General features: G+C 36.7%; 24 protein-coding genes and 2 tRNA genes (1 of these 26 running past the window's edge). All 26 read left to right on the forward strand.

The features are described 5' to 3' along the window. Positions 1 to 7 precede the first annotated feature (7 nt). Entirely contained in the window at positions 8 to 3,538 is a 3,531-nt protein-coding gene (gene mfd, locus MKY70_RS00300) for a transcription-repair coupling factor (RefSeq protein WP_016102352.1), read from the forward strand. A 135-nt stretch (positions 3,539 to 3,673) separates the two neighbouring features. Then, the gene (gene spoVT / locus MKY70_RS00305; protein ID WP_002009670.1) at positions 3,674 to 4,210 is read left to right on the forward strand and encodes a stage V sporulation protein T; all 537 of its coding nucleotides are present in this window, start codon (positions 3,674 to 3,676) and stop codon (positions 4,208 to 4,210) included. Between the two features lie 231 nt (positions 4,211 to 4,441). Next, positions 4,442 to 6,043: a putative polysaccharide biosynthesis protein gene (locus MKY70_RS00310; protein WP_088030742.1), complete on the forward strand. Its 1,602-nt coding sequence runs from the start codon at positions 4,442 to 4,444 to the stop codon at positions 6,041 to 6,043. A gap of 12 nt (positions 6,044 to 6,055) precedes the next feature. After that, positions 6,056 to 7,516, forward strand: a complete 1,461-nt coding sequence (mazG, locus tag MKY70_RS00315) for a nucleoside triphosphate pyrophosphohydrolase (protein ID WP_002009675.1) — start codon at positions 6,056 to 6,058, stop codon at positions 7,514 to 7,516. A gap of 14 nt (positions 7,517 to 7,530) precedes the next feature. Continuing rightward, positions 7,531 to 7,806, forward strand: a complete 276-nt coding sequence (locus MKY70_RS00320; RefSeq protein ID WP_002009677.1) for an RNA-binding S4 domain-containing protein — start codon at positions 7,531 to 7,533, stop codon at positions 7,804 to 7,806. Positions 7,807 to 7,864: 58 nt separating this feature from the next. Beyond that, on the forward strand, positions 7,865 to 8,173 hold the full coding sequence (gene yabP / locus MKY70_RS00325) for a sporulation protein YabP (protein WP_001059101.1): 309 nt from the start codon (positions 7,865 to 7,867) through the stop codon (positions 8,171 to 8,173). Further along, positions 8,170 to 8,823, forward strand: a complete 654-nt coding sequence (yabQ, locus tag MKY70_RS00330; protein ID WP_002091573.1) for a spore cortex biosynthesis protein YabQ — start codon at positions 8,170 to 8,172, stop codon at positions 8,821 to 8,823. The genes yabP and yabQ overlap by 4 nt, the downstream gene beginning before the upstream one ends. After that, a complete protein-coding gene (gene divIC / locus MKY70_RS00335) occupies positions 8,820 to 9,179 on the forward strand; it encodes a cell division protein DivIC (protein WP_002091572.1) in 360 nt (119 codons plus the stop codon). The genes yabQ and divIC overlap by 4 nt, the downstream gene beginning before the upstream one ends. Positions 9,180 to 9,266: 87 nt before the next feature. After that, the gene (locus MKY70_RS00340; RefSeq protein WP_002009683.1) at positions 9,267 to 9,752 is read left to right on the forward strand and encodes a S1 domain-containing RNA-binding protein; all 486 of its coding nucleotides are present in this window, start codon (positions 9,267 to 9,269) and stop codon (positions 9,750 to 9,752) included. Between the two features lie 159 nt (positions 9,753 to 9,911). Then, positions 9,912 to 9,985: transfer RNA gene (locus MKY70_RS00345), tRNA-Met, on the forward strand. A gap of 13 nt (positions 9,986 to 9,998) precedes the next feature. Next, positions 9,999 to 10,070, forward strand: a tRNA-Glu gene (locus MKY70_RS00350). Between the two features lie 261 nt (positions 10,071 to 10,331). Further along, a complete protein-coding gene (gene spoIIE, locus MKY70_RS00355) occupies positions 10,332 to 12,803 on the forward strand; it encodes a stage II sporulation protein E (RefSeq protein ID WP_002091571.1) in 2,472 nt (823 codons plus the stop codon). Between the two features lie 203 nt (positions 12,804 to 13,006). After that, positions 13,007 to 14,437 (forward strand): tRNA lysidine(34) synthetase TilS, encoded by a 1,431-nt coding sequence (gene tilS / locus MKY70_RS00360; RefSeq protein WP_002107305.1) that lies wholly within the window; start codon positions 13,007 to 13,009, stop codon positions 14,435 to 14,437. Beyond that, a complete protein-coding gene (gene hpt, locus MKY70_RS00365) occupies positions 14,434 to 14,976 on the forward strand; it encodes a hypoxanthine phosphoribosyltransferase (RefSeq protein WP_002124550.1) in 543 nt (180 codons plus the stop codon). Before tilS ends, hpt begins: the two co-directional genes overlap by 4 nt. A gap of 85 nt (positions 14,977 to 15,061) precedes the next feature. Further along, complete coding sequence (ftsH, locus tag MKY70_RS00370) at positions 15,062 to 16,963, forward strand: ATP-dependent zinc metalloprotease FtsH (RefSeq protein ID WP_341022552.1); 1,902 nt, start codon at positions 15,062 to 15,064, stop codon at positions 16,961 to 16,963. Between the two features lie 221 nt (positions 16,964 to 17,184). Next, the gene (locus tag MKY70_RS00375; protein WP_088030739.1) at positions 17,185 to 17,973 is read left to right on the forward strand and encodes a type III pantothenate kinase; all 789 of its coding nucleotides are present in this window, start codon (positions 17,185 to 17,187) and stop codon (positions 17,971 to 17,973) included. Positions 17,974 to 17,979: 6 nt separating this feature from the next. After that, positions 17,980 to 18,855, forward strand: coding sequence for a redox-regulated molecular chaperone HslO (gene hslO / locus MKY70_RS00380; protein ID WP_341022558.1), 876 nt, complete (start codon positions 17,980 to 17,982; stop codon positions 18,853 to 18,855). A 117-nt stretch (positions 18,856 to 18,972) separates the two neighbouring features. After that, positions 18,973 to 19,896: a cysteine synthase A gene (gene cysK, locus MKY70_RS00385; protein ID WP_341022561.1), complete on the forward strand. Its 924-nt coding sequence runs from the start codon at positions 18,973 to 18,975 to the stop codon at positions 19,894 to 19,896. Between the two features lie 223 nt (positions 19,897 to 20,119). After that, the gene (gene pabB, locus MKY70_RS00390) at positions 20,120 to 21,517 is read left to right on the forward strand and encodes an aminodeoxychorismate synthase, component I (RefSeq protein ID WP_341022564.1); all 1,398 of its coding nucleotides are present in this window, start codon (positions 20,120 to 20,122) and stop codon (positions 21,515 to 21,517) included. Between the two features lie 5 nt (positions 21,518 to 21,522). Further along, complete coding sequence (pabA, locus tag MKY70_RS00395) at positions 21,523 to 22,110, forward strand: aminodeoxychorismate/anthranilate synthase component II (protein ID WP_002113273.1); 588 nt, start codon at positions 21,523 to 21,525, stop codon at positions 22,108 to 22,110. Continuing rightward, positions 22,104 to 22,976, forward strand: coding sequence for an aminodeoxychorismate lyase (gene pabC, locus MKY70_RS00400; RefSeq protein ID WP_088030738.1), 873 nt, complete (start codon positions 22,104 to 22,106; stop codon positions 22,974 to 22,976). Before pabA ends, pabC begins: the two co-directional genes overlap by 7 nt. Continuing rightward, entirely contained in the window at positions 22,951 to 23,811 is an 861-nt protein-coding gene (folP, locus tag MKY70_RS00405; protein WP_088030737.1) for a dihydropteroate synthase, read from the forward strand. The genes pabC and folP overlap by 26 nt, the downstream gene beginning before the upstream one ends. Beyond that, positions 23,812 to 24,174: a dihydroneopterin aldolase gene (gene folB, locus MKY70_RS00410; protein ID WP_002113276.1), complete on the forward strand. Its 363-nt coding sequence runs from the start codon at positions 23,812 to 23,814 to the stop codon at positions 24,172 to 24,174. Beyond that, positions 24,171 to 24,686, forward strand: a complete 516-nt coding sequence (folK, locus tag MKY70_RS00415; protein ID WP_002144510.1) for a 2-amino-4-hydroxy-6-hydroxymethyldihydropteridine diphosphokinase — start codon at positions 24,171 to 24,173, stop codon at positions 24,684 to 24,686. Before folB ends, folK begins: the two co-directional genes overlap by 4 nt. Beyond that, positions 24,638 to 24,841: a helix-turn-helix domain-containing protein gene (locus tag MKY70_RS00420; RefSeq protein ID WP_002009706.1), complete on the forward strand. Its 204-nt coding sequence runs from the start codon at positions 24,638 to 24,640 to the stop codon at positions 24,839 to 24,841. The genes folK and MKY70_RS00420 overlap by 49 nt, the downstream gene beginning before the upstream one ends. A 23-nt stretch (positions 24,842 to 24,864) precedes the next feature. Further along, a protein-coding gene (gene dusB, locus MKY70_RS00425) for a tRNA dihydrouridine synthase DusB (protein ID WP_341022569.1) crosses the window boundary here: on the forward strand, positions 24,865 to 25,724 show its 5' portion. The gene runs 139 nt beyond the window's last position; 860 of the gene's 999 nt are visible here — the first part of the coding sequence; the start codon lies at positions 24,865 to 24,867; its stop codon lies off the right edge, out of view.

The following is a 25,724-nucleotide window of genomic DNA, read 5'->3' on the forward strand; positions in this document are numbered from 1 at the left end:
TTTGAAAATGATAGGTTTATTAGAGCAATTTTATAAAAATGAAGAAATACAATCGGTTATTAATGGGCTAGAAGATGGGTTGAAAGAACAACTTGTATCGGGTATGGCAACATCCTCTCGTTCATTATTAATGGCAGCTTTATATAAAAAGACAAAGCAATCACAACTTATCGTGACGCACAATTTATACCAAGCACAAAAAGTACATGAAGATTTAGTGGCGTTACTTGGTGAAAAAGATGTTTGGCTATATCCGGTAAATGAATTGATAGCATCGGAGGTTGGTGTTGCAAGTCCAGAATTGAAGGCACAGCGTATTGAAGTGTTAAATCGCTTAGCTGCAGGAGAGAATGGGATTATTGTAGCGCCAGTTGCAGGGCTGCGTAGGTTTTTACCAATAAAAGAATTATGGAAGCAAAGGCAAATTGAAATCAATCTAGGGCAAGAGATTGATTTAGATGCACTCTTGCATACTTTACATCATATTGGCTACGAGCGTAAATCAATGGTAGAAGCTCCAGGAGAGTTCAGTTTACGCGGGGGAATATTAGATATTTACCCATTAACGGAAGAATTACCGTTTCGTATTGAATTCTTCGATACAGAAGTCGATTCTATTCGATTGTTTGATGTGGATGAACAGCGTTCTCAAGATAAAAAGGAAAGTGTTAAGTTCGGTCCAGCAACAGAGTTTTTATTTTCACAGGAAGAATTGAAATCGGGAATTAAGCATCTTGAAGAAGGTTTGACTAAGACGATGCAAAAGCTTTCCGATGATAAATTAAAGACTACTGTGCTTGAGACGGTTAGTCATGAAATTGAAATGTTGAAAAACGGGCAGAGTATAGAACAAATGTTTAAATATTTATCTATTTTCTATAAAGAACCTGCTAGTCTGATAGATTATTTACCAGAAAATGGTGTTGTGATTTTAGATGAGATTTCCCGTATTCAAGAAACAGCATCACATCTTGAAACAGAAGAAGCGGAATGGTATATCTCACTTCTTGGCGAAGGAACAATTATTCAGGATTTATCTTTCTCCCACTCGTTTGAGGAGTTTCTTCATAATAAAAAAAGAAGTTTTGTATATTTAACGTTATTCTTACGCCATATAGCACACACACATCCTCAAAATATTGTGAATGTGACATGTAAAACGATGCAAGATTTCCACGGACAGATGCATTTGTTAAAAACTGAAATTGATAGATGGAATGAAGGTAATTTTACGACCGTTGTGCTTGGAACAGATGATGAACGTGTAAAAAAACTACAACATATTTTAAGTGATTATGATATTGATGCAGACATTGTAGAGGCGACAGATATCTTATTGCCTGGAAGGTTACAAATTGCTGTAGGTGATTTACATGCAGGCTTTGAAATGCCGATGCAAAAGTTTGTTGTCATTACTGAAAAGGAGCTTTTTCATAAGAAGGTTAAAAAATCACAACGTAAGCAAAAGTTATCTAACGCTGAACGTATTAAAAGTTATTCGGAATTAAAAGTTGGAGACCATGTAGTTCATGTAAATCATGGTATAGGTAAATTTTTAGGTATTGAGACATTAGAGATTAATGGTGTTCATAAAGATTATTTAAATATTAAATATCAAGGTAATGATAAGTTATACGTTCCAATTGAACAAATTGATCAAGTGCAAAAATACGTAGGGTCTGAAGGCAAGGAACCAAAAGTTTATAAATTAGGCGGAAATGATTGGAAGAAGGTCAAAACGAAAGTTGAAAAATCTGTACAAGACATTGCAGATGACCTAATTAAATTATATGCCGAGCGTGAAGCTTCGAAAGGTTATGCATATACACCAGATACGGCAGAGCAACAAGAGTTTGAATCTTTATTCCCATATCAAGAGACAGAGGATCAATTACGTTCTATTGAAGAGATTAAGAAAGATATGGAACGCGGACGTCCGATGGATAGGCTTCTTTGTGGTGACGTAGGATATGGAAAGACTGAAGTAGCTATTCGTGCGGCATTTAAAGCAATTATGGATGAAAAACAAGTTGCGATTTTAGTACCAACAACAATCCTTGCACAACAACACTATGAAACAATTCGAGAGCGTTTTCAAGATTATCCGATTAATATAGGGTTACTAAGTAGATTCCGTACACGAAAACAACAAAATGAAACGATTAAAGGTTTAAAAGATGGAACGGTGGATATTGTAATCGGAACGCATCGTATTTTATCTAAAGATGTTACTTATAAAGATTTAGGACTTCTTATTATTGATGAAGAACAAAGATTCGGCGTTACACATAAAGAAAAAATTAAACAATTGAAAGCAAATGTTGACGTGTTAACATTAACGGCAACTCCGATTCCACGTACACTTCATATGTCTATGCTTGGTGTGCGCGATTTATCTGTTATTGAGACACCACCAGAGAATCGTTTCCCAGTACAAACATATGTAGTAGAGTATAATCCAGCGTTAATGCGAGAAGCGATAGAGCGAGAGTTAGCAAGAGGCGGTCAAATTTACTTCCTATATAACCGTGTGGAGGATATTGAAAGAAAAGCAGATGAAATTTCGATGTTAGTTCCAGATGCTCGTGTAACATACGCACATGGGAAAATGAATGAAGGTGAATTAGAGTCTGTTATGCTATCGTTTTTAGAAGGGCAGCATGATGTTCTTGTAAGTACAACAATTATTGAGACGGGTGTAGATATTCCGAATGTAAATACATTAATTGTATTTGATGCAGATCGTATGGGATTATCGCAGTTGTATCAGCTTCGTGGTCGTGTTGGGCGTTCTAATCGCGTCGCGTATGCATACTTTGCATACAAACGTGATAAAGTGTTATCGGAAGTTGCAGAGAGGCGTCTGCAAGCAATTAAAGAGTTTACAGAGCTTGGATCTGGTTTCAAAATTGCGATGAGAGACTTATCAATTCGTGGTGCGGGTAATTTGTTAGGGGCAGAACAACATGGATTTATTGATTCTGTCGGATTTGATCTATATTCTCAAATGTTAAAAGATGCAATTGAGCAACGTAGAGGAACAGACGGAGTTGAAAATACCGTTAATGTTGAAATTGATTTAGAAGTAGATGCATATTTACCGGATGCGTACATTTCAGATAGTAAACAAAAAATTATGATGTATAAACAATTTAGAGGTATTTCTGCAATTGAAGATATTGAAGAATTGCAGGAAGAGATGATCGACAGATTTGGTGATTATCCACAAGAAGTTGGTTATTTATTACAAATTGCAAACATTAAAGTGTTGGCAATGAAAGAACAAATTGAGTTAATTAAGCAAAATAAATTTGAAGTAACATTCCTGTTTTCTGAACAAGCGAGCCAAAATATAGATGGTGGAAAATTATTCATGCTAGGAAGTAGTTTTGGCCGTATGATCGGTCTTGGTATGGAGGGGTCACAATTGAAAATTGTGATGAAAACGAATGGATTAGAGACGTCGAAATGGTTAACAATTGCTGAAAATTTATTAAAAGGCTTGCCAGATGTAAAAAAAGAAGTAATAAATGCCTAATATAAGATAAAAAATACAATTCGACGTGCATAGAAGAACTAATGTGTAAAATACTATGTTTAATAGTTGGTGATTTTTACATGAACAGGTAAATTCACCACTTTGATCATCAGTAGAAAGTGAGGCAGCATTAGAATGAAAGCAACTGGAATCGTACGTCGAATTGATGATTTAGGCAGGGTAGTAATTCCGAAGGAAATTCGTAGAACTTTACGTATTCGTGAGGGAGATCCACTAGAAATATTTGTTGATCGCGATGGAGAAGTGATTTTGAAAAAATATTCTCCAATTAGTGAACTAGGTAATTTTGCAAAGGAATATACGGAAGCTTTATACGATAGCTTAGGACATAATGTGCTTGTATGCGATCGTGATTCTATTATCGCAGTAGCAGGCGCATCTAAAAAAGAATACTTAAATAAAAGTGTTGGCGATTTAATTGAGAAGACAATGGAAGAGCGTAAGTCTGTAATTATGACAGATGAAAGCGAAATTTCAATTATTGATGGAGTAACAGAAAAAGTGAGCTCTTATACAATTGGCTCGATTATTGCAAATGGAGATCCAATCGGAGCTGTCGTTATCTTCTCTAAAGAGGCTATTATAAGTGAAGTAGAGCATAAATCAGTAAATACAGCTGCAAGCTTTTTAGCGAAACAAATGGAGCAGTAGCGAAGTGTAATTTCTATAAGTAGCAATCTTTCCTAATTATGATATTTCTATTTGAGAAATTAACTATTTGGAGATATAAGTATATTGAACGAAGGTAGCGCTTTGCTACCTTTTTTCATTGAATATTTTTGCTGTTGAAAGAAGTCAGTGAATGTAAGGAATATGAAGGAGAGCCAGTTTTTCTTTGTGATATAATACGAGGGGTGAGAATAGAAAAAGGAGTTTTCTTGTATGGAAGCGAAGAAGTACCAAGCCTTTTGGCGTGGGGCTATTATATTAACAATCGCAAGTTTTGTTACGAAGGTATTAAGCGCTTTTTACCGTATTCCATATCAAAATATAGCGGGTGATGTTGGTTTTTATATTTACCAACAAATTTATCCGTTTTATGGATTTTGTTTGATTTTAGCTACTTATGGGTTTCCCATTATTATTTCAAAAATGGTCGCAGAAAGATTAGAACGAGGAAAACAAAAAGAAGCAGAAGAAATTATTTGTGTATCTTTTTGGTTTTTATTAGGAATTGGATTTATAGGATTTTTCACATTATTCTTTGGGGCCAAAACAATTGCATCGGCTATGGGCGATATACATTTAGATAAATTATTACGTGTTATTTCGTTTTCATTCCTACTAATGCCATTTTTATCTGTAGCAAGAGGATATTTTCAAGGTTTCAATAATATGATGCCGACGGCTGTTTCGCAAGTAATTGAACAAACGATTCGTGTTTCTATTATTGTATTTTTATCACTATTCCTTATTGCTCATGGATTTGATTTATATACAGTTGGTGCGGGTGCTATGCTAGGTTCAATTGCAGGCGGGCTTATTGGGATTATCGTACTTTTACTTTATATGCGTCATGATTTCCATGCTATTTTCTTTAGAAGCTGGAAGAGAATTGGAAATAAAAAAAGGATTGTTCGAATCCTTTTTTGGCAGGGATTAGCGATTTGTGTTAGTAATTTAGTCCTTATTTTTATACAAATGGCGGATTCTATTTCCTTGTATACTTTGCTTATTCGTGCGGGAGAGCAAGTTGAAAATGCAAAGGTACTAAAAGGTGTTTATGATAGAAGTATCCCGCTTATGCAATTAGGTACTGTTGTGACAACTTCTTTCTCATTGTCACTTATTCCTATTATTACAGCGGCGAAAGAAAGAGGAGATCTTTCATTTATTCAAGAAAAGGTAAAGTTAGCAATGAAAATAACATTTGTTATTGGATCTGCAGCTGCTATTGGATTAACTTGTATTATTCAACCTACAAATATTATGTTGTTTGAAAATAGTGATGGATCAGATGTGTTATCGATTTTATCTTTATCTATTTTATTTAGTTCATTGTCAATTACAACTGCTTCCATTTTGCAAGGAGTGGGACAAACATTAAAACCAGCAATATTCGTTGTATTTGGGGGTTGTTTGAAGTTAGTTTTAAACTATATATTAATGCCGTATTTTGGTGTAAAGGGAGCTGCAATTGCAACTTTAGTTGCGCTTATTGTAATTGCCTTGCTAAATAGTGTGTTACTTATGCGAGCTGTATCGGAGCCGCTTATTGATAGGCGGAATATGTTAGGTGTAGCTATTAGTGGTATCGGTATGGGGTTTGTATTAATAATCTTTATGCGTATGTTGCGAATGTCCGGATTAGTAATTGATACAGGACATAGAGGAATTGCGACGCTTGAAGCGCTGTTAGGTGTAGCTATCGGTGGATTAGCATATATGTTTTTAATTTTAAAATTTCGTGTATTTACAAAAGAAGAATTAGGAACCGTTATGAAACAAGAGAAAAAAGAAGGTTCATTGAAGAAGAGTGGATAGAGGTGACTGGTTGTGAGTGGAATCATTACTATTTTAGGATTAGGTGCTGGTGAGTTAGATCAGTTAACGATGGGTGTATATCGAAAGATAAAAGAAGCAGACCATATGTTTGTTAGAACGAAGGAACACCCAGTTATAGAAGAATTGGAGAAAGAAGCTATAAAGTATACGGCCTTTGATAATGTATATGAGGCACATGATACATTTGAAATCGTATATGAAACAATTGCGAATACATTGCTAGAACAAGCTAAAGGCGCAGAAATTATTTATGCTGTTCCAGGTCATCCGCTTGTAGCAGAAAGAACAGTTCAGCTACTTTTGGAAAAAGGAGAAGCAGCAAATATTGAAGTGCGAATTGAAGGTGGACAAAGTTTCCTTGATCCGATGTTTGCAAGTCTAAAAATTGATCCGATTGAAGGGTTCCAATTAATTGATGCTACATCATTTGAAAGAGGACAATTAGAATTACGTCAACATTTAATCTTTTGCCAAGTGTATGATGCATTCGTTGCTTCAGATGTGAAGCTAACATTAATGGAGATTTTGCCAGATGATTACGAAGTGTATATCGTAACAGCTGCAGGGACTTCATTCGAGCAAGTGAAAAAGGTATCGTTATACATGTTAGATCACGAAACAGAATTAAATAATTTAACGAGTGTGTATGTACCGCCGGTTAAGGAACGTGCGTCCTTATATCAGCAGTTTGATGTGCTTAGAGCAATTATTGCTGATCTTCGTGGACCGAATGGTTGCCCATGGGATAAAAAGCAAACTCATCAATCTTTAAAGAAATACTTAATTGAAGAAGCGTATGAAGTGCTAGAAGCAATTGATGAAGAGGATGATGATCATTTAGTAGAAGAACTAGGTGATATATTATTACAAGTTATGCTTCATGCCCAAATTGGAGAGGATGAAGGTTGGTTCTCTATAGATGATATTATTCGGACTTTAGCTGAGAAAATGGTTCGTCGTCATCCGCATGTGTTTGGGGATACTGATGTAAATAATGCTGATGAAGTGATTGCAAATTGGGAAGAAATTAAAAAACAAGAAAAGGGATTCGTGAAAGAATCTGTTTTAGCGGGTATTCCAAAAAGCTTGCCACAACTAATGCGTGCTTATGAAATTCAGAAGAAAGCTGGAAAGGTTGGATTTGATTGGGTTGATGTGCAGCCGATGATAGAGAAGGCCTTAGAAGAATGGCAAGAATTCCAACAAGAAGTTGTAAACATGGATGAGAAAAAGATGCTAGGTGAATTTGGTGATTTACTATTTGCATTTGTGAATATAGCTCGTCATTATAAATTAGATCCAGAAGAAGCGTTACGTTCAACTAATGAGAAATTTATGGATCGCTTTTTATACATGGAAGCAAAAGTAGCTGAAATGAATAAGGAAATGCAAGATTTATCATTAGAACAGTTAGATATTTTATGGGAAGAGGCAAAACAAACAGAGCGTTAATAGGGGGATTTGATATGCGTCTAGATAAATTTTTGAAAGTATCACGTTTAATTAAAAGAAGAACATTAGCAAAAGAAGTGTCTGACCAAGGAAGAATTTCGATTAATGGCCAAGTGGCAAAAGCGAGTTCAGATGTGAAGGTAGAGGATGAATTAACAATTCGTTTCGGGCAAAAAATAGTAACTGTGAAAGTAAATGAATTGAAAGAAACAACTAAAAAAGAAGATGCAGCAAACATGTATAGTCTCGTTCGTGAGGAAAAAGTGAAAGCGGAAGAAGGCTTGTTCTAAAATAGGTTAGCCCTTCATACATTACTATTAGCTAGTATAAAGCTATGGGGGGATTTTCGTGAATAATGGTTACTCACCTATGTCTTCTAATCAACAAAATGTTTCTGTAGAGCATGATATTATCATGCGTGGCAGGCGTGTAATCGATATTACTGGTGTAAAGCAAGTAGAGAGTTTTGATAGCGAAGAGTTTTTACTCGAGACTGTAATGGGTTTTTTAACAATTCGTGGTCAAAATTTGCAAATGAAGAATTTAGATGTAGAAAAGGGTGTTGTATCAATTAAAGGGAAAGTTCATGAAATGCTGTATATTGATGAGAACCAAGGGGAGAAAACTAAAGGCTTCTTTAGTAAGCTGTTTAAATGAGCCTAACAATTCAGTTGTATACAATGCTTTCGATGATTGGAATGGGTGCTTGGATTGGAGCTTCTTTAGATACATACCAACGGTTTTTAAAACGCCAAGAGCGTAAACGTTGGCTTGTATTTATACATGATATACTATTTTGGATTGTCCAAGCATTATTCGTTTTTTATGTATTACTGCGTGTAAATGAAGCTGAACTACGTATATATGTATTTTTGGCGTTACTATGTGGTTTTGCAGCATATCAAAGCTTATTGAAAGCACTATACATGAAGATGTTAAATTTTCTCATCTATATTTTTGTACAAACAACACAATTTTTTGTTCGAATTATACAGCTACTCATGATAAAACCTGTTATTATTATAGCACAGCTATTTATTGCATTTATATTATTCTTATTTCGTATACTGCTTTCAATTGGACATGTGTTATGGAAAATGGTGATTTGGATATTACTTTTCATATGGAAAGTTTTTTTCTCGCCTGTTCGGTTTATTGCTTCGCTCATATGGAAACTTCTCCCTAATCGTGTTAAACTTTTTATAATGAAGCATGTAGGGTTCCTGCAATATGTAGCAAAATTGAAGGGACATATCTTCCAATTATGGGTGCGTATAAAAAAGAAGTTAGGGGGACCTCGGAAATGAGGGAACTGAGACAAAGAACAATCGACAAACAGAGTCCAAATCCTGTTAAAGAACATATAATACAAACGGATGAGAACAGGAAGCGACTTTATCGCCGTTTAGCGGTTTTTCTTGTCTTTGCTTTTACAATTATTGCTAGTATTAGTGTGACGTTTTATCAACAAAACAGTTCCATTAAAGCAAAAGAAGCAAAAGTTAAGGACATGAAAAAAGAACTGGATTCATTAACGAAAAAAGAAAAGAATCTAAAAGATGAAGTTCAAAAGTTGAATGATGAAGAGTACGTTTTAAAGATTGCTAGAAGGGATTATTTCTTCTCCGGAAAAGGGGAGATAATTTTTCCTGTTTCTAAGTAGAGTATGTCTTATTGACACTGTATTTTAGGATTATATATAATAAAGTAAAATTTGACTTTTTAACCACTAAGGAGGAGCATTTTTTTTATGTCAATCGAGGTAGGCAGCAAGTTACAGGGTAAAGTAACAGGTATTACAAATTTTGGGGCTTTTGTGGAGCTGCCAGAAGGCTTAACAGGTCTTGTTCATATTAGTGAAGTTGCTGATAATTATGTGAAAGATATTAACGATCACTTAAAAGTAGGCGACCAAGTAGAAGTAAAAGTTATCAATGTTGAAAAAGATGGCAAAATTGGCCTATCTATTAAGAAAGCGAAAGAACGTGAAAAAACAGAAGGAGATCGTCCACGCGGTGAATACCAACGTGGTGGTGATCAACAACGTTCTGGACGTCCACAACGTAATAATCGTTCTTCCAACAGAGATAACCGCGGTGGCGGTAACGAACGAGCTCCAAAAGAAACATTTGAGCAAAAGATGGCACGCTTTTTAAAAGATAGTGAAGATCGTTTAACTTCTTTAAAGCGTAACACAGAATCTAAACGTGGTGGCCGTGGCGCACGTCGCGGATAATAAGTCCGTTTAATTCTTAACATATAGAGAGGTACCCAGAGTAATTACTCGGGTACTTTTTTATGTGAGAGAATATATTTTTAAAAAAGTTTTTGAGACGTATTGACTTTAAAATATATCTGATGTAATATACTAATTGTCCGTTAAATACGACGACATGGCGGTGTAGCTCAGCTGGCTAGAGCGTACGGTTCATACCCGTGAGGTCGGGGGTTCGATCCCCTCCGCCGCTATATTTAATTTAACGGCCCGTTGGTCAAGTGGTTAAGACACCGCCCTTTCACGGCGGTAACACGGGTTCGAATCCCGTACGGGTCATCTAAAAAGATCATGCAAATTTGCATGGTCTTTTTTTGTTAAATATAAATTAAGACGTACAATACTTCTACAAAATCACCCTATATTTTCTGAACATTCTTTCAACTCTCTTTAAATAAATTAAATACTATGTATATATGTAGATTTATTTCGAATAAAAAGTCGAACGATTATAAAAGTCAAAACTGTTGTTTTGACAAAAAAACCAATAATCATCTTTTATAATAACAGTAATTAAACTATGCAGGTGGTGTTAAAAATATGCCTAAAGCAGGAAGGAATACTATGAATACAAGTGCATTGGCGATGAATGAAAGTCAGCTTGGAACAATAAAGTGGACGAGTAAGTTGCGAATGAAGTTTGAAAAAGTTTTCTTTAGATGGGGATTCATTATTGCTGTTATTGGTTTTCTTTTGGGACGAGCATATATATTAACAAACATTTTACCGTTTGCATTGCCGTTTTTTGCTGCTGTTTATGTTATGAAGCGAGATAAAATGCCGCTCGCGTTCTTAGCCCTAATGGGGGGAGCACTTTCAGTTTCAATAGATAATTTATTTTTTACTTTTGCATCTATCTTTACCTTCTTTATTTATAATATCTTCTTTAGTCGGTTTACACGTAAAACTGTTGGACTTGTACCATTCCAAGTATTTATCTCCGCATTAACCGCACATTTAGTTGTTGTATATTTTGCACAGCAAACCGTCACCATGTATGATCTGCTCGTCAGTACGATCGAAGCGGGGCTTAGCTTCGTATTAACGATGATATTTTTACAAAGTGTTCCGCTTTTAGTGGAAAGGAAAGGGAAGCAACAAGCGTTAGAAACAGAAGAAATTGTTTGTTTAATTATATTACTAGCATCTGTTTTAACGGGCACAACGGATTGGTTTGTTTATGATGCTTCTATTCAACATATTTTCACTAGATATTTAGTATTAGTATTTGCCTTTATTGCAGGGGCAGCTACAGGGTCCACGGTAGGAGTTGTCACTGGGTTAATATTAAGTTTAGCAAATGTGGCGAGCTTGTCTCAACTTAGTCTCCTTGCCTTTTCAGGATTGCTTGGGGGATTGTTAAAAGAAGGGAAGCGTATAGGAGTTAGTTTAGGTTTATTAATTGGTACAAGCTTAATTACATTATATGTAGACAAGCAAACAAGTATTGTAACAACTTTAATTGAATCTGGTGTAGCGATTGTTTTCTTCTTATTAACACCGAAGCTTGTTATGGATCGTATTGCTAAATTTATGCCGGGTACACAGGAACATTCACAGGATCAACAACAATATTTAAGAAGAGTGCGCGATGTTACAGCAAACAAAATCAATCAATTTGCGAATGTATTTGCTGCTTTGTCTAATAGCTTTTCTGTATACGGGTATGTGGAGGAGGAAGATAAAGAAACAGAAGCTGATTTATTTTTAAGTACAATTACTGCAAAAACATGTCAAACATGCTTTAAGAAGGATCAATGTTGGGTAGTTAATTTTGATAAAACATACGATTATATGAAACAAATAATGAGTGAAACAGAAGAAGGAACGCTGCAGCATAATCGGAAGTTAGTTCGTGAATGGGACAAGCATTGTGTGAGAGGGAAGAAAGTAACGGATTTAGTAGCGGGTGAATTAGATCACTTCTATGAGGGGCAGAAATTAAGAAAACAAATGAAGGAAAATCGTAGAATTGTAGCGGAGCAATTACTAGGTGTATCAAAAGTGATGGAGGATTTCGCTAAGGAGATACAACGAGAAAGAGAGAACCATCAAGCGCAGGAGGAGCAAATTTTACAAGCGTTTCGTGATTTTGGTGTCGAAGTGGAGCATGTTGATATTTATTGTTTAGATAGAGGAAGTATTGATATTGAAATGCTGATTCCGGCTGCATCTAATGAACATGGGGAATGTGAGAAGTTGGTTGCTCCAATGCTTTCAGATATTTTAAAAGAGAATATCGTCGTTAAGCATGAAGAGAAATCCTCATATCCAAATGGGCACAGTTTAATATCATTTGGTTCAGCGAAGACATATTCTCTTGATACAGGATTGGCCACAGCTGCAAAAGGTGGTGGGTTTATTTCAGGTGATTCCTACGCGATGATGGATTTGAGCGTTGGTAAATATGCACTTGCGATTAGTGATGGTATGGGAAATGGACAAAGGGCTCATATGGAGAGTAGGGAAACGGTAAAATTATTACAAAAGATACTTCAATCAGGTATTGATGAAGAAATAGCGATTAAGTCCATCAATTCGATTCTTTCTTTAAGGACGACAGAGGAGATGTATACAACGCTTGACTTGGCTATGGTAGATTTGCGGGATGCGAGTGCGAAGTTTTTAAAGATTGGATCGACGCCGAGTTTTGTTAAACGCGGAAATAATATTTTGAAAATTGAGGCAAGTAATTTGCCGATGGGAATCATTGAAGATGTTGAAGTTGATGTGGTTGGTGAGCAATTAAAAACGGGCGATCTTCTTATCATGATGAGTGACGGCATCTTTGAGGGAGCACAACATGTGGAGAATCACGAATTATGGATAAAACGTAAAATTAAAGAACTACAAACAGAGGACCCACAGGAAATCGCTGATATCATTATGGAAGAAGTAATTCGCTCTGGTGATGGTTATATAAATGATGATATGACTATTGTGGTGGCGAAAGTAAAGAAAAATATGCCGAAGTGGGCTACGATTCCAATAGTAGGAATGCAGGCGCAATAAAATAATCAAAAAACCTAGGTAGATGCCTAGGTTTTTTTGATTAAAAAGGTAATGTGATTACTTTGTTAAATATACAGGAGGGATGTAAGATAAAAATATGGATTTTGTACATCTTTTTTTTGCACAATGTTTGTAAAAGTTGTACCATTATATACAAGGTAACTAATGTTGTTGTTCTTGTTTAATGAAAGGTGATTGCGAAGTTGAAAGATGCATTTGTTGAAAAAGTAGATGACTTTGTAAAGCAACATGATGTATTAAAGAAACATTCAACAATTGTTGTAGGGGTTTCTGGTGGTCCTGACTCTTTGGCTCTTTTATATTATTTGTTAGAAAAAAGGGCAGAAAAACAGCTAGAAATTGTAGTAGCACATGTGGACCATATGTTTAGAGGTAATGAATCTTATGAGGATTTACAGTTTGTACAGGGTCTTTGCAAAGAGCTAGGAGTTATTTGTGAAACGCTAAGGATTAATGTGTCGCAATATCAACAGCAATATGGAATGAATGCACAAGTTGCAGCTAGAGAATGCAGATATGCATTTTTGGAAAGAATAATGAAGAAATATGATGCGAGATATGTAGCTCTTGGTCACCATGGAGATGATCAAGTAGAGACGATTTTAATGCGCCTTGTACGAGGGAGTACTCCGAAAGGATACGCAGGAATTGCAGTGAAGCGATCTTTTCATAATGGATATTTAATTAGGCCGTTACTTGGGGTAACTAAGGAAGAAATTGTTGATTACTGTAATAAATTAAAAGTTATTCCGCGTATAGATCCGAGTAATAAAAAAGAAGTATATACAAGGAATCGATTACGTAAATATGTCCTTCCTTATTTGAAAGAAGAAAATCCACAAATGCATGAGAAATTTCAAAAATTTAGCGTGCAGATGCAAGAGGATGAGGCTTATTTGCAGGAATTAGCTTTTGAGAAAATGAATAAAGTAATTACAAAAAAAAGCGATAAACAAATTAGCTTATCAATTCCTGCCTTTGAATCCATGTCTATGCCTTTACAAAGAAGAGGGATTCAACTAATATTAAACTATCTTTATGAATATAAGATTCCATCTTCGCTTTCTTCTATACATATTGACAAGGTGATTGAATTTTTTAAGCGGGCACAACCTTCAGGTTCACTAGATTTTCCAGGTGGTTTGAAAATTGTTCGCACATACGAAGAATGTGGTTTTGGATTTAAACAAGAAATTGTTTCTCCTTTTTCGCAAGATTTATCAGTACCTGGGACAATTATATTGCCGAATGGGGATAAACTTGTAACAGAGGTGAGCGAAGATATACCGAGTAACATGAATGAAACAGTATTTGTTGCTAAGTATAATGATATATCGTATCCACTTCGTATTCGGTCTAGGGAAAATGGAGATCGCATGTCAATGCAAGGTATGGATGGTACAAAAAAGATAAAAGCTGTTTTTATCGAAGCAAAAGTACCAAAAGAAAAAAGAGAAGAATGGCCGATCGTTTGTGACGCAAGTGGAAATATTATTTGGGTACCCTTGTTGAAACGATCTGCGTTTGCTACTTCGAAAGAGCTAGCAAAGAAGGGTAAATACATGATTATTCACTACAAAAGCAAGGAGTCTTCCGGGAGGATAATGAAATGATGAATCAAGATATCGAAAAAGTATTAATTTCTGAAGAACAAATACAAGAAAAGGTGCACGAACTAGGTGCAGTTATTGCAGAGGATTACAAAAATACAGTACCTCTTGCGATTGGTGTACTAAAGGGTGCAATGCCATTTATGGCAGATTTATTAAAGAGAACAGATACATATCTTGAAATGGATTTTATGGCTGTATCTAGCTACGGTCACTCTACAGTTTCGACAGGCGAAGTAAAAATCTTAAAAGATCTTGATACTTCGGTAGAAGGTCGCGATATTTTAATCGTTGAAGATATTATTGATAGCGGTCTTACACTAAGCTATTTAGTGGATCTGTTTAAATATCGTAAAGCGAAATCTGTAAAAATCGTTACTTTATTAGATAAGCCAACAGGCCGTAAGGTTGATCTGAAAGCAGATTATGTTGGATTTACTGTTCCTCATGAATTTGTTGTAGGATATGGATTAGATTATAAAGAGCAGTACCGTAATCTTCCTTATGTAGGAGTATTAAAACCAAGTGTTTACTCAAATTAATTAAATATAGGCGTTACAATTGTATAGGAAATTTTTTTTATGTTACGATTTACTATAGTGTTTATGCCGTGAGAGGAGGTTAGGAATGAATCGTATCTTCCGTAATACCATCTTTTATTTACTGATATTCTTAGTAGTAATTGGAATCGTGAGCTATTTTAATGGTTCGACGCAAAAAACGACATCAGTTAGCTACGATAAATTCATTACTCAACTTGAAAAAGGTGAAGTGCGTAATGTGCAGCTTCAACCGAAAAATGGTGTGTTTGAGGTAAAGGGACAATTCAAGACTTCTAGCCAAGGAGAACAATTTGTTACTTATGCACCAAATACTGAGGAATTACAAAAGAAAATTAATGATAAAGCGCAAGGGGCTGAAGTTAAGTATCAACCAGCAGAAGAAACAAGTGCTTGGGTAACATTCTTTACTTCTATCATTCCGTTTGTCATTATCTTCATTTTATTCTTCTTCTTATTAAACCAAGCTCAGGGCGGCGGTAGCCGTGTTATGAACTTCGGGAAAAGTAAGGCGAAGCTATACAATGATGAAAAGAAAAAAATTCGTTTCAGAGATGTTGCTGGAGCGGATGAAGAGAAACAAGAACTTGTTGAGGTAGTTGAATTCTTGAAAGACCCTCGTAAGTTCGCTGAAGTTGGTGCCCGTATTCCGAAGGGTGTTCTATTAGTGGGACCTCCAGGTACAGGTAAAACTTTACTAGCACGTGCTGTTGCAGGTGAAGCAGGCGTTCCGTTCTTCTCTATTAGTGGTTCTGACTTCGTAGAGATGTTCGTCGGTGTCGGTGCATCCCGTGTACGTGATTTATTTGAAAATGCAAAGAAAAATGCTCCTTGTATCATTTTCATTGATGAAATTGATGCAGTAGGACGTCAACGTGGCGCGGGTCTTGGCGGTGGTCATGATGAGCGTGAACAAACGTTGAACCAATTGCTTGTTGAAATGGATGGATTCGGTGCAAATGAAGGTATTATTATCATCGCTGCGACAAACCGTCCTGATATTCTTGATCCAGCGTTATTACGTCCAGGTCGTTTTGACCGTCAAATTACAGTAGATCGTCCAGATGTAAATGGTCGTGAAGCTGTACTTAAGGTACACGCTCGTAATAAACCGCTTGATGAGAATGTCAACTTAAGAGCAATTGCAACTCGTACACCAGGATTCTCTGGTGCCGATCTTGAAAACTTATTAAACGAAGCTGCTTTAGTAGCTGCGCGTCAAGATAAGAAGAAAATTGATATGAGTGACATCGATGAAGCGACGGATCGTGTTATTGCAGGTCCAGCTAAGAAAAGTCGCGTTATCTCTGAAAAAGAACGTAATATCGTTGCATTCCATGAGGCTGGCCATACTGTAATTGGTGTTGTCCTTGATGAAGCAGATATCGTTCATAAAGTAACAATTGTCCCTCGTGGTCAAGCTGGTGGATATGCGGTAATGCTTCCGAAGGAAGATCGTTACTTCATGACAAAACCAGAGTTACTTGATAAAATCACTGGTTTACTTGGTGGCCGAGTAGCTGAGGAGATTGTATTTGGTGAAGCAAGTACAGGTGCTCACAACGACTTCCAACGTGCGACTGGTATTGCAAGACGTATGGTTACAGAATTCGGGATGAGTGATAAGCTTGGACCGATGCAATTTGGTAGCTCACAAGGTGGTCAGGTATTCTTAGGAAGAGACTTCCATTCAGAACAAAACTACAGTGATGCAATCGCGCATGAAATTGATGTGGAAATGCAAATAATTATTAAAGACTGTTATGCTCGTGCGAAACAAATTCTTACTGAAAAACGAGATAAGCTTGATATTATCGCGAAAACGTTACTTGAAGTAGAAACATTAGATGCAGAGCAAATTAATCATTTATATGATTATGGCAGATTACCTGAGCGTCCAATATCTTCAGATGATGTGAAAGTAAACATCAATACGAAGAAAGACGATGAAGGTACAGAAGATAAGTAAGAAAAAAGGAGTGACAATTGTCGCTCCTTTTTTTTGTGAAATGAATTTAAGTGGCAAAAAAATTTAAATGAAACTATTATTAAAAATTGAAATAGAGAGTAATCTTTTTGTACAATGATGAGTATAGAAAAACTGATTATATAAGTATGTGTGATATGATGTTTTTATAAGTTTTATACATACTGCACAAATATAGATTAAATAAGATAAGTGGTGAGAATATGATTTTTGTATTGGATGTAGGGAACACAAATGCGGTACTAGGTGTGTTTGAAGAGGGGAAACTTTGTCAGCATTGGCGCATGGAAACAGATCGTCATAAAACAGAAGATGAGTATGGGATGCTTGTAAAGCAGTTACTTGAGCATGAAGGTCTTTCTTTTGAAGATGTGAAAGGTATTATTGTGTCTTCAGTCGTACCACCAATTATGTTCGCTTTAGAGCGTATGTGTGAAAAGTATTTTAAAATTAAACCGCTTGTAGTAGGGCCTGGGATAAAAACTGGCTTGAATATTAAATATGAAAATCCACGTGAAGTAGGCGCGGACCGAATTGTAAATGCAGTAGCAGGAATCCACTTATATGGAAGTCCGCTTATTATTGTTGATTTTGGTACGGCTACTACATATTGTTATATTAACGAAGAGAAGCATTATATGGGTGGCGTCATTACGCCAGGAATTATGATTTCGGCAGAGGCTTTATATAGCAGAGCAGCAAAGCTTCCTCGTATTGAAATTACAAAACCGAGTAGTGTTATTGGGAAGAATACAGTAAGTGCAATGCAATCAGGTATTCTTTATGGATACGTTGGACAAGTGGAAGGTATTGTTAAGCGTATGAAAGAAGAAGCTAAGCAAGAGCCGAGAGTTATTGCAACAGGTGGATTAGCAAAATTAATTTCAGAAGAATCAAATGTAATTGATATTGTAGATCCGTTTTTAACGTTAAAAGGTTTGTATATGTTATATGAACGTAATGCAAATTTACAACATGAGAAGGGTGAATAAATAAGTATGAAAGATTATTTAGTAAAAGCGTTAGCGTTTAATGGAGAGGTTCGTGCTTATAGTGTACGTACAACAAATACAGTAAGTGAGGCGCAAAAACGTCATGATACATGGAGAACAGCTTCAGCAGCACTTGGTCGTTCTTTAACTGCGGGTACAATGATGGGCGCTATGTTAAAAGGCGAGCAGAAGCTAACGATTAAAGTAGAGGGTAATGGCCCGATTGGTCCTATCTTAGTCGATGCTCATGCAAATGGGGATGTACGTGGTTATGTAACGAATCCACATGTTGATTTTGAGGGAACAGAACAAGGAAAATTACGTGTATATCAAGCGGTAGGTACAGAAGGATTTGTAACGGTAATTAAAGATATCGGTATGCGTGAACCGTTTATCGGTCAATCTCCAATTGTTTCAGGAGAACTAGGAGAAGATTTCACATATTATTTCGCGGTTTCTGAGCAGACACCTTCTTCTGTAGGTGTTGGTGTTCTTGTAAATGGAGATGATAGCGTATTAGCGGCGGGTGGATTCATTCTTCAAATTATGCCAGGTGCGCAGGAAGAAACAATTTCATTTATTGAAGAGCGTCTGCAACAAATCCCGCCGGTATCACAATTAATCGAACAAGGTCTTTCTCCAGAAGAATTACTGTATGAAGTGCTCGGAGAAGATAAAGTGAAAGTGCTAGAAACAATGGATGTTCAATTTAATTGTACATGTTCACGTGAGCGTATTGAAAGTGTGCTAATTAGTTTAGGGAAAGCGGAGTTAGAACAAATTCGTGCAGAAGAAGAAGAGACAGAAGTTCACTGTCACTTCTGTAATGAACGATATAAATTCGCTAAAGAAGATATTACAAGTCTAATTGAGAACCTGTAATAAAGAAGTTTAGCTGGAGAATCAGCCGCCCAAATAGATTGACAAACAGGGAATTTTCTGACAAAATCTAAATATAGATAAAACCAATAAAAATACTCGGTGTTAGGAGTGACAGGAATGCGAGTGGCACAATCAGTTTCAGAATTAATCGGGAAAACGCCGATCGTTAAGTTGAACCGCATCGTAGAATCAGACAGCGCAGATGTATACTTAAAATTAGAATTTATGAATCCGGGGAGCAGTGTTAAAGATCGTATCGCGTTAGCTATGATTGAAGATGCTGAAAATAAAGGATTATTAAAAGAGGGCGATACAATCATTGAGCCGACAAGCGGTAACACAGGTATTGGCTTAGCGATGGTAGCAGCTGCTAAAGGATATAAGGCAATTTTAGTAATGCCAGAAACAATGAGTATTGAGCGTCGTAATTTATTACGCGCTTACGGTGCTGAATTAGTATTGACTCCAGGACCTGAAGGAATGGGCGGAGCAATTCGAAAGGCAACTGAATTAGCGGGAGAACATGGGTACTTTATACCACAACAGTTTCAAAACCAAGCGAATCCAGAAATCCATCGTATAACAACAGGTCCAGAAATTGTTGAACAGATGGGGGATCAACTAGATGCGTTTATCGCAGGTATTGGTACAGGTGGAACAATTACAGGTGCCGGTGAAGTGCTGAAAGAAGCTTATAAAGATATTAAAATTTATGCGGTAGAACCTGCGGATTCACCAGTATTATCTGGTGGGAAGCCAGGACCACATAAGATCCAAGGAATTGGGGCGGGGTTTGTTCCGGAGACACTGGATGTAGAGGTATATGATGAAATTATTCAAGTGAAAACGGAGCAAGCGTTCGAATATGCAAGAAGAGTGGCTAGAGAAGAAGGTATTTTAGTTGGTATCTCTTCGGGAGCAGTCGTTTATGCAGCGACAGAAGTTGCGAAGAAATTAGGTAAAGGGAAAAAGGTACTTGTTATTATCCCAAGTAACGGTGAACGTTATTTAAGTACACCACTTTATCAATTTGAGTCATAATTGAATGTGATTTGAAAAGCATCCTTAAAAAAGGATGCTTTTTCTTTTTTGATTGGAAAAAGGAAAAGAGTGAATGACTAGAAAACTTCATGTAAAATAAGAAGTAGTATAATTAATTTATTTTCACTAGCCCTCAAGTATAATCATTCTCTATATAAATAATTTTATGTAGTTTGAGTTGATTAGCTTAAGAGGGTGGGATAACAGAAGACGGGGTGTTGATATGCAACGAAGAAAATCTTTAGCGCTTTCTATTCCATATCAGTTAGATTTCTTTAAGCAATATAAATTTCTTTCTCAGGATAAGCCGCAACATATTTTGTTAGAAAGTGGACGTGGTGGTCGTTATAACATTGTTGGGCTGGATCCAGTAGCGGTAATTCAGGGTAAGAATGAGACGTTACATATAAGTGAAAGTGGTAAGGAAACAATAGAACGAGGGAATCCATTAGATTTAATGCAAGTGTACATGGAGAAATGGAAAACGGATTATAATCCGGAGTACCCACCTTTTCAAGGTGGGGCAATTGGATACTTTAGTTATGATTGTATCCGTTATATTGAAAAACTTTCTTCTCTTGCGAAGGATGATATTAATATACCTGACATATTCTTTTTGTTATTTGATGACGTGTTTGTGTATGATCAACAGGAGAGAGTATTATGGATTATTACGCATTATGTAGATAAGCGTGAAGAGGCAGAAGAACGATTAAATGAATGGAAGGGTCTTTGGATGAAAGAAGTCCCCGAAGTGACTATACCGTTTGAATCTCCTGAAAAGAAAAATGAAGCAGTCGCTTTTACGGAAGAGGGCTTTATGAAGGCCGTTGAACGTATTCAAGAATATATTGGAGCGGGTGATGTGTTTCAAGTAAACTTGTCGACAAGACAAGAAAGAACATTACAAACACATCCACTAGAAATATATACAAGTCTTCGTGAAATTAATCCATCTCCATATATGGGTTACTTGGAGTTTGGAGATTTTCAAATTGTTAGTGCTTCGCCTGAATTGCTAATTAAAAAGCAAGGACAGGAAGTGAGTACAAGGCCGATTGCCGGTACGCGCTCTCGAGGAGCAAGTGAGCAAGAGGATGAGGAATTAGCGAAAGAATTAATTGAAAACGAAAAGGAAAGAGCAGAGCATGTAATGCTTGTGGATTTAGAACGAAATGACTTGGGCCGGGTTTGTAAATATGGCACTGTTGAAGTAGATGAATTTATGGTAATTGAAAAATACTCACACGTTATGCATATTGTTTCTAATGTGCGTGGTGAGGTGGAAGCAGATAAAGATGCTTTCGATTTGGTGAAGGCTGTATTTCCTGGTGGGACAATTACCGGTGCCCCGAAAATACGTACGATGGAAATTATTGAAGAATTAGAACCTGTTCGCCGAGGGATTTATACGGGTTCAATTGGTTGGATCGGTTATTCTGGAGATACGGAGTTGAATATTGTAATCCGAACACTACTTGCTAAAGAAGGGCAAGCGCATGTGCAAGCTGGAGCGGGTATTGTAATTGATTCAAATCCAAAAAATGAATATAAAGAGTCGTTAAAAAAAGCAATCGCTTTATGGCGTGCAAAAGAAAGTAGCGAAGAAACGGTTAGGTGAGAGAAATGATATTAATGATTGATAATTATGATTCTTTTACATTTAATTTAGTGCAGTTTCTTGGAGAACTTGGACAAGAGCTTGTTGTTAAGCGTAATGATGAAGTGACTATTTCAGATATTGAGAATATGAAACCTGATTTTTTAATGATTTCGCCAGGTCCATGTAGTCCTAATGAGGCAGGAATCAGTATGGATGTTATTAAATATTTTGCAGGTAAACTCCCGATTTTTGGGGTCTGTCTTGGACATCAATCAATTGCGCAAGTATTTGGAGGGGACGTTGTTAGGGCAGAGCGTTTGATGCATGGAAAAACATCTTTAATGCATCATGATGGGCAGACGATTTTTTCTGATATTCCAAATCCATTTACCGCGACACGTTATCACTCTCTTATCGTTAAAAAAGAGACGTTACCGAATTGTTTAGAGATAACATCTTGGACTGAAGAAGGTGAAATTATGGCGCTTCGTCATAAAACGTTGCCGATTGAAGGGGTACAATTTCATCCGGAATCTATTATGACTTCTCACGGGAAAGAGTTGCTACAGAATTTCATTCGCAAATATAGCCCAAGTGTGACATCGTGTTAATTTACTTAAATGGCGCGTATGTAGAAGCAAGTGAAGCGAAAATTTCTCCGTATGACCACGGTTACCTATATGGGCTTGGGGTTTTTGAGACATTTCGTATTTATAATGGTCATCCCTTTTTATTGGATGATCATTATGAACGCTTAATGGATGCGCTCGATATATTGCAAATCAAATGGACAATGACAAAAGATGAAGTGATGCTTATTTTAAAGAATCTACTCGTTAAGAATGGGTTAAAGCATGCATATGTACGCTTAAATGTATCGGCGGGTATAGATGAAATAGGATTACAAACGGAAGCATATGAAGAACCGTCTGTTATTGTTTTTATAAAACCTTTAGCAGCTCCAGGGAATGTAGTGGAAAAAGAAGGAGTTATTTTAAAGCAAGTGAGAAATACACCAGAGGGTGCATTTCGCTTGAAGTCCCATCATTATTTAAATAATATTTTAGGGAAACGCGAAATTGGAAATGTTGTGAATAAGGAAGGTATTTTTCTTACCGAAACAGGTTATGTTGCAGAGGGTATTGTTTCGAATCTCTTTTTTGTTAAAGGAGATATTTTATATACTCCTTCATTAGAAACAGGGATTTTAAACGGAATCACTCGTGCGTTTATTATAAAGGCTGCTGAAGAGTTAGGTATAGAAGTAAAGGAAGGTTTCTTTACAAAAGATGCATTGCTTTTAGCAGATGAAGTGTTCGTAACGAACTCTATTCAAGAGATTGTCCCCCTTTATCGTATAGAGGAGAAAGATTTCCCGGGTAAAGTGGGAGTGGTTACAAAAAGACTTATGGATGTTTATGGAGTGCAGAGAGAAAAATTGTGGAGCAGAAATGAATTGCGAAGAGGAGATGTGTAGTTTGAAGTGGGATTATGATTTGCGCTGCGGCGAATATACATTGAATTTAAATGAAAAGACATTAATTATGGGGATTTTAAATGTAACGCCAGATTCATTTTCTGATGGTGGGAGTTACAACGAAGTAGATGCTGCGGTGCGACATGCGAAAGAAATGAAAAATGAAGGTGCTCATATTATTGATATTGGCGGCGAATCTACCCGCCCGGGTTTCGCTAAAGTTTCAGTAGAAGAAGAAATAAAACGAGTTGTTCCAATGATTCAGGCAGTGTCAAAAGAAGTAAAGCTACCTATTTCTATTGATACGTATAAAGCCGAAGTTGCGAAACGAGCGATTGAAGCTGGTGCTCATATTATTAATGATATTTGGGGAGCGAAGGCGGAACCAGAGATTGCTGAAGTTGCAGCCTATTATGATGTGCCCATTATCTTAATGCATAACCGAGATAATATGAACTACCGCAACTTAATGGCTGATATGATTGCTGATTTGTATGAAAGTATTAAAATTGCTAAAGATGCTGGTGTGCGAGATGAGAATATTATTTTAGATCCAGGTATCGGTTTTGCGAAAACGCCTGAACAAAATTTAGAAGCGATGCGTAATTTAGAACAGTTGAATGTACTGGGATACCCAGTTCTCTTAGGTACTTCAAGAAAGTCCTTTATTGGCCATGTATTAGATTTACCAGTGGAGGAACGTCTTGAAGGAACGGGCGCTACCGTTTGTCTTGGTATTGAAAAGGGCTGTGAGTTTATACGTGTTCATGATGTGAAAGAAATGGCGCGTATGGCTAAGATGATGGACGCGATGATTGGTAAGGGGGTAAAGTAATTGGATAAAATTTATATCCATGATATGGAGTTTTACGGTTATCATGGTGTATTCCCAGAAGAAAATAAATTGGGTCAGAGATTTAAAGTGGATTTAACGGTGGAGTTGGATTTAAAACGTGCAGGAGAAAGTGACGACTTAGAGCATTCTGTCAATTACGGGGAGCTTTTCGAACTATGTAGAAAAGTTGTTGAAGATAGAACGTATAAGCTTGTAGAGAGTATCGCTGAAAATATCGCTACAGATATATTGAAACAATATGAGAGTATTTCGCAGTGTACAATTAAGGTAATTAAACCGGATCCACCGATACCGGGGCATTATCGTGCTGTAGCGGTAGAAATTACGAGAGAACGTCCATGAATAATATAGCGTACATTGCATTAGGTTCCAATATTGGGGAGCGTTATATTTATTTAACTGAAGCAATTCAGTTTTTAAATAAAAACCAGCATATCCAAGTTGATGATGTTTCGTCTGTATATGAAACTGATCCGGTAGGCTATACTGACCAAAATTGCTTTTTAAATTTAGTTATAAAAATTTCTACCAATTTATCACCGCAAGAATTATTGAAAGTAACACAAAAGGTAGAGAATGACCTAGGAAGAAAAAGGGAAATTAGATGGGGTCCGAGGACCATCGACCTTGACATTTTACTATATAATCAAGAAAATATTGAAGCAGAGAATCTTATTGTTCCGCATCCGCGGATGTTCGAAAGAGCTTTTGTTATCGTTCCGTTGTTAGAGATTAATCAAGATATAAAACAAAACATTTCACGTTCACAAGTAGAAGAAATGAAAAGGCGAGAGGGAGTAACGGTATGGAAGCAGAAAAATGGGGAAGACGCATTCGTGCTTTTCGAAAGCTAAAAGGCTATACGCAAGAAGGTTTTGCGAAAGAATTAGGGGTATCTGTATCGGTTTTAGGTGAAGTTGAGAGGGGCAATAGATCACCTTCCCAAGATTTTGTAGTAGAAGTTGCTAAAACATTAAACGTTTCAATAGACGAATTGATGCCGAAGTGACCGTAAAGGAAGGAGTAAGTCGGTTGTTAAAGATTGCAAATATTGAGATGAAAAATCCAGTTGTACTAGCACCGATGGCGGGAGTGTGTAACTCTGCATTCCGTTTGACAGTAAAAGAATTTGGTGCAGGTTTAGTTTGTGCTGAAATGGTAAGTGATAAGGCAATATTACTTAATAACAAAAGAACATTAGATATGTTATATATCGATGAGAGAGAAAAGCCATTAAGTTTACAAATTTTTGGTGGAGAGAAAGAAACTCTTGTGGATGCTGCGAAATACGTAGATAAATATACGACAGCAGACATTATTGATATTAATATGGGTTGCCCAGTACCGAAAATCATTAAGTGTGATGCGGGAGCAAAGTGGCTTTTAGATCCAAATAAAATATATGAGATGGTAGCGGCAGTTGTAGACGCTGTTGAAAAGCCAGTTACAGTTAAAATGCGTATTGGTTGGGATGAAGATCATATTTTCGCAATAGAAAACGCCAGAGCTGTTGAGCGTGCTGGTGGACAAGCGGTAGCGGTTCATGGGCGTACACGAGTGCAAATGTATGAAGGTAAAGCAGATTGGGATATTATTAAACAAGTAAAGCAAGCTGTGAATATTCCAGTTATCGGAAATGGTGATGTCGAAACACCACAAGATGCAAAGCGTATGCTTGATGAGATTGGTGTAGATGGTGTTATGATTGGCCGTGCTGCCCTTGGGGATCCATGGATGATTTATCGTACGGTAAAGTATTTAGAGACAGGTGAATTAATGCCGGAACCAACAGTGCGTGAGAAAATTGATGTATGTATGTTGCATCTAGATCGCCTTATCGATTTAAAGAACGAAAATGTTGCCGTAAGAGAGATGAGAAAGCATGCAGCTTG

Origin of the sequence: Bacillus sp. FSL R9-9492 (assembly GCF_038007365.1) — a bacterium.
GTDB lineage: Bacteria > Bacillota > Bacilli > Bacillales > Bacillaceae_G > Bacillus_A > Bacillus_A mycoides.

Excerpts from the sequence above, each read along its gene's own strand:
- mfd (WP_016102352.1), top strand. The coding sequence starts at position 8 with ATGATAGGTTTATTAGAGCAATTTTATAAAAATGAAGAAATACAATCG.
- spoVT (WP_002009670.1), top strand. The coding sequence starts at position 3,674 with ATGAAAGCAACTGGAATCGTACGTCGAATTGATGATTTAGGCAGGGTA.
- MKY70_RS00310 (WP_088030742.1), top strand. The coding sequence starts at position 4,442 with ATGGAAGCGAAGAAGTACCAAGCCTTTTGGCGTGGGGCTATTATATTA.
- MKY70_RS00320 (WP_002009677.1), top strand. The coding sequence starts at position 7,531 with ATGCGTCTAGATAAATTTTTGAAAGTATCACGTTTAATTAAAAGAAGA.
- yabQ (WP_002091573.1), top strand. The coding sequence starts at position 8,170 with ATGAGCCTAACAATTCAGTTGTATACAATGCTTTCGATGATTGGAATG.
- divIC (WP_002091572.1), top strand. The coding sequence starts at position 8,820 with ATGAGGGAACTGAGACAAAGAACAATCGACAAACAGAGTCCAAATCCT.
- MKY70_RS00340 (WP_002009683.1), top strand. The coding sequence starts at position 9,267 with ATGTCAATCGAGGTAGGCAGCAAGTTACAGGGTAAAGTAACAGGTATT.
- spoIIE (WP_002091571.1), top strand. The coding sequence starts at position 10,332 with ATGCCTAAAGCAGGAAGGAATACTATGAATACAAGTGCATTGGCGATG.
- hpt (WP_002124550.1), top strand. The coding sequence starts at position 14,434 with ATGATGAATCAAGATATCGAAAAAGTATTAATTTCTGAAGAACAAATA.
- ftsH (WP_341022552.1), top strand. The coding sequence starts at position 15,062 with ATGAATCGTATCTTCCGTAATACCATCTTTTATTTACTGATATTCTTA.
- MKY70_RS00375 (WP_088030739.1), top strand. The coding sequence starts at position 17,185 with ATGATTTTTGTATTGGATGTAGGGAACACAAATGCGGTACTAGGTGTG.
- hslO (WP_341022558.1), top strand. The coding sequence starts at position 17,980 with ATGAAAGATTATTTAGTAAAAGCGTTAGCGTTTAATGGAGAGGTTCGT.
- cysK (WP_341022561.1), top strand. The coding sequence starts at position 18,973 with ATGCGAGTGGCACAATCAGTTTCAGAATTAATCGGGAAAACGCCGATC.
- pabB (WP_341022564.1), top strand. The coding sequence starts at position 20,120 with ATGCAACGAAGAAAATCTTTAGCGCTTTCTATTCCATATCAGTTAGAT.
- pabA (WP_002113273.1), top strand. The coding sequence starts at position 21,523 with ATGATATTAATGATTGATAATTATGATTCTTTTACATTTAATTTAGTG.
- folP (WP_088030737.1), top strand. The coding sequence starts at position 22,951 with ATGAATTGCGAAGAGGAGATGTGTAGTTTGAAGTGGGATTATGATTTG.
- folK (WP_002144510.1), top strand. The coding sequence starts at position 24,171 with ATGAATAATATAGCGTACATTGCATTAGGTTCCAATATTGGGGAGCGT.
- MKY70_RS00420 (WP_002009706.1), top strand. The coding sequence starts at position 24,638 with ATGGAAGCAGAAAAATGGGGAAGACGCATTCGTGCTTTTCGAAAGCTA.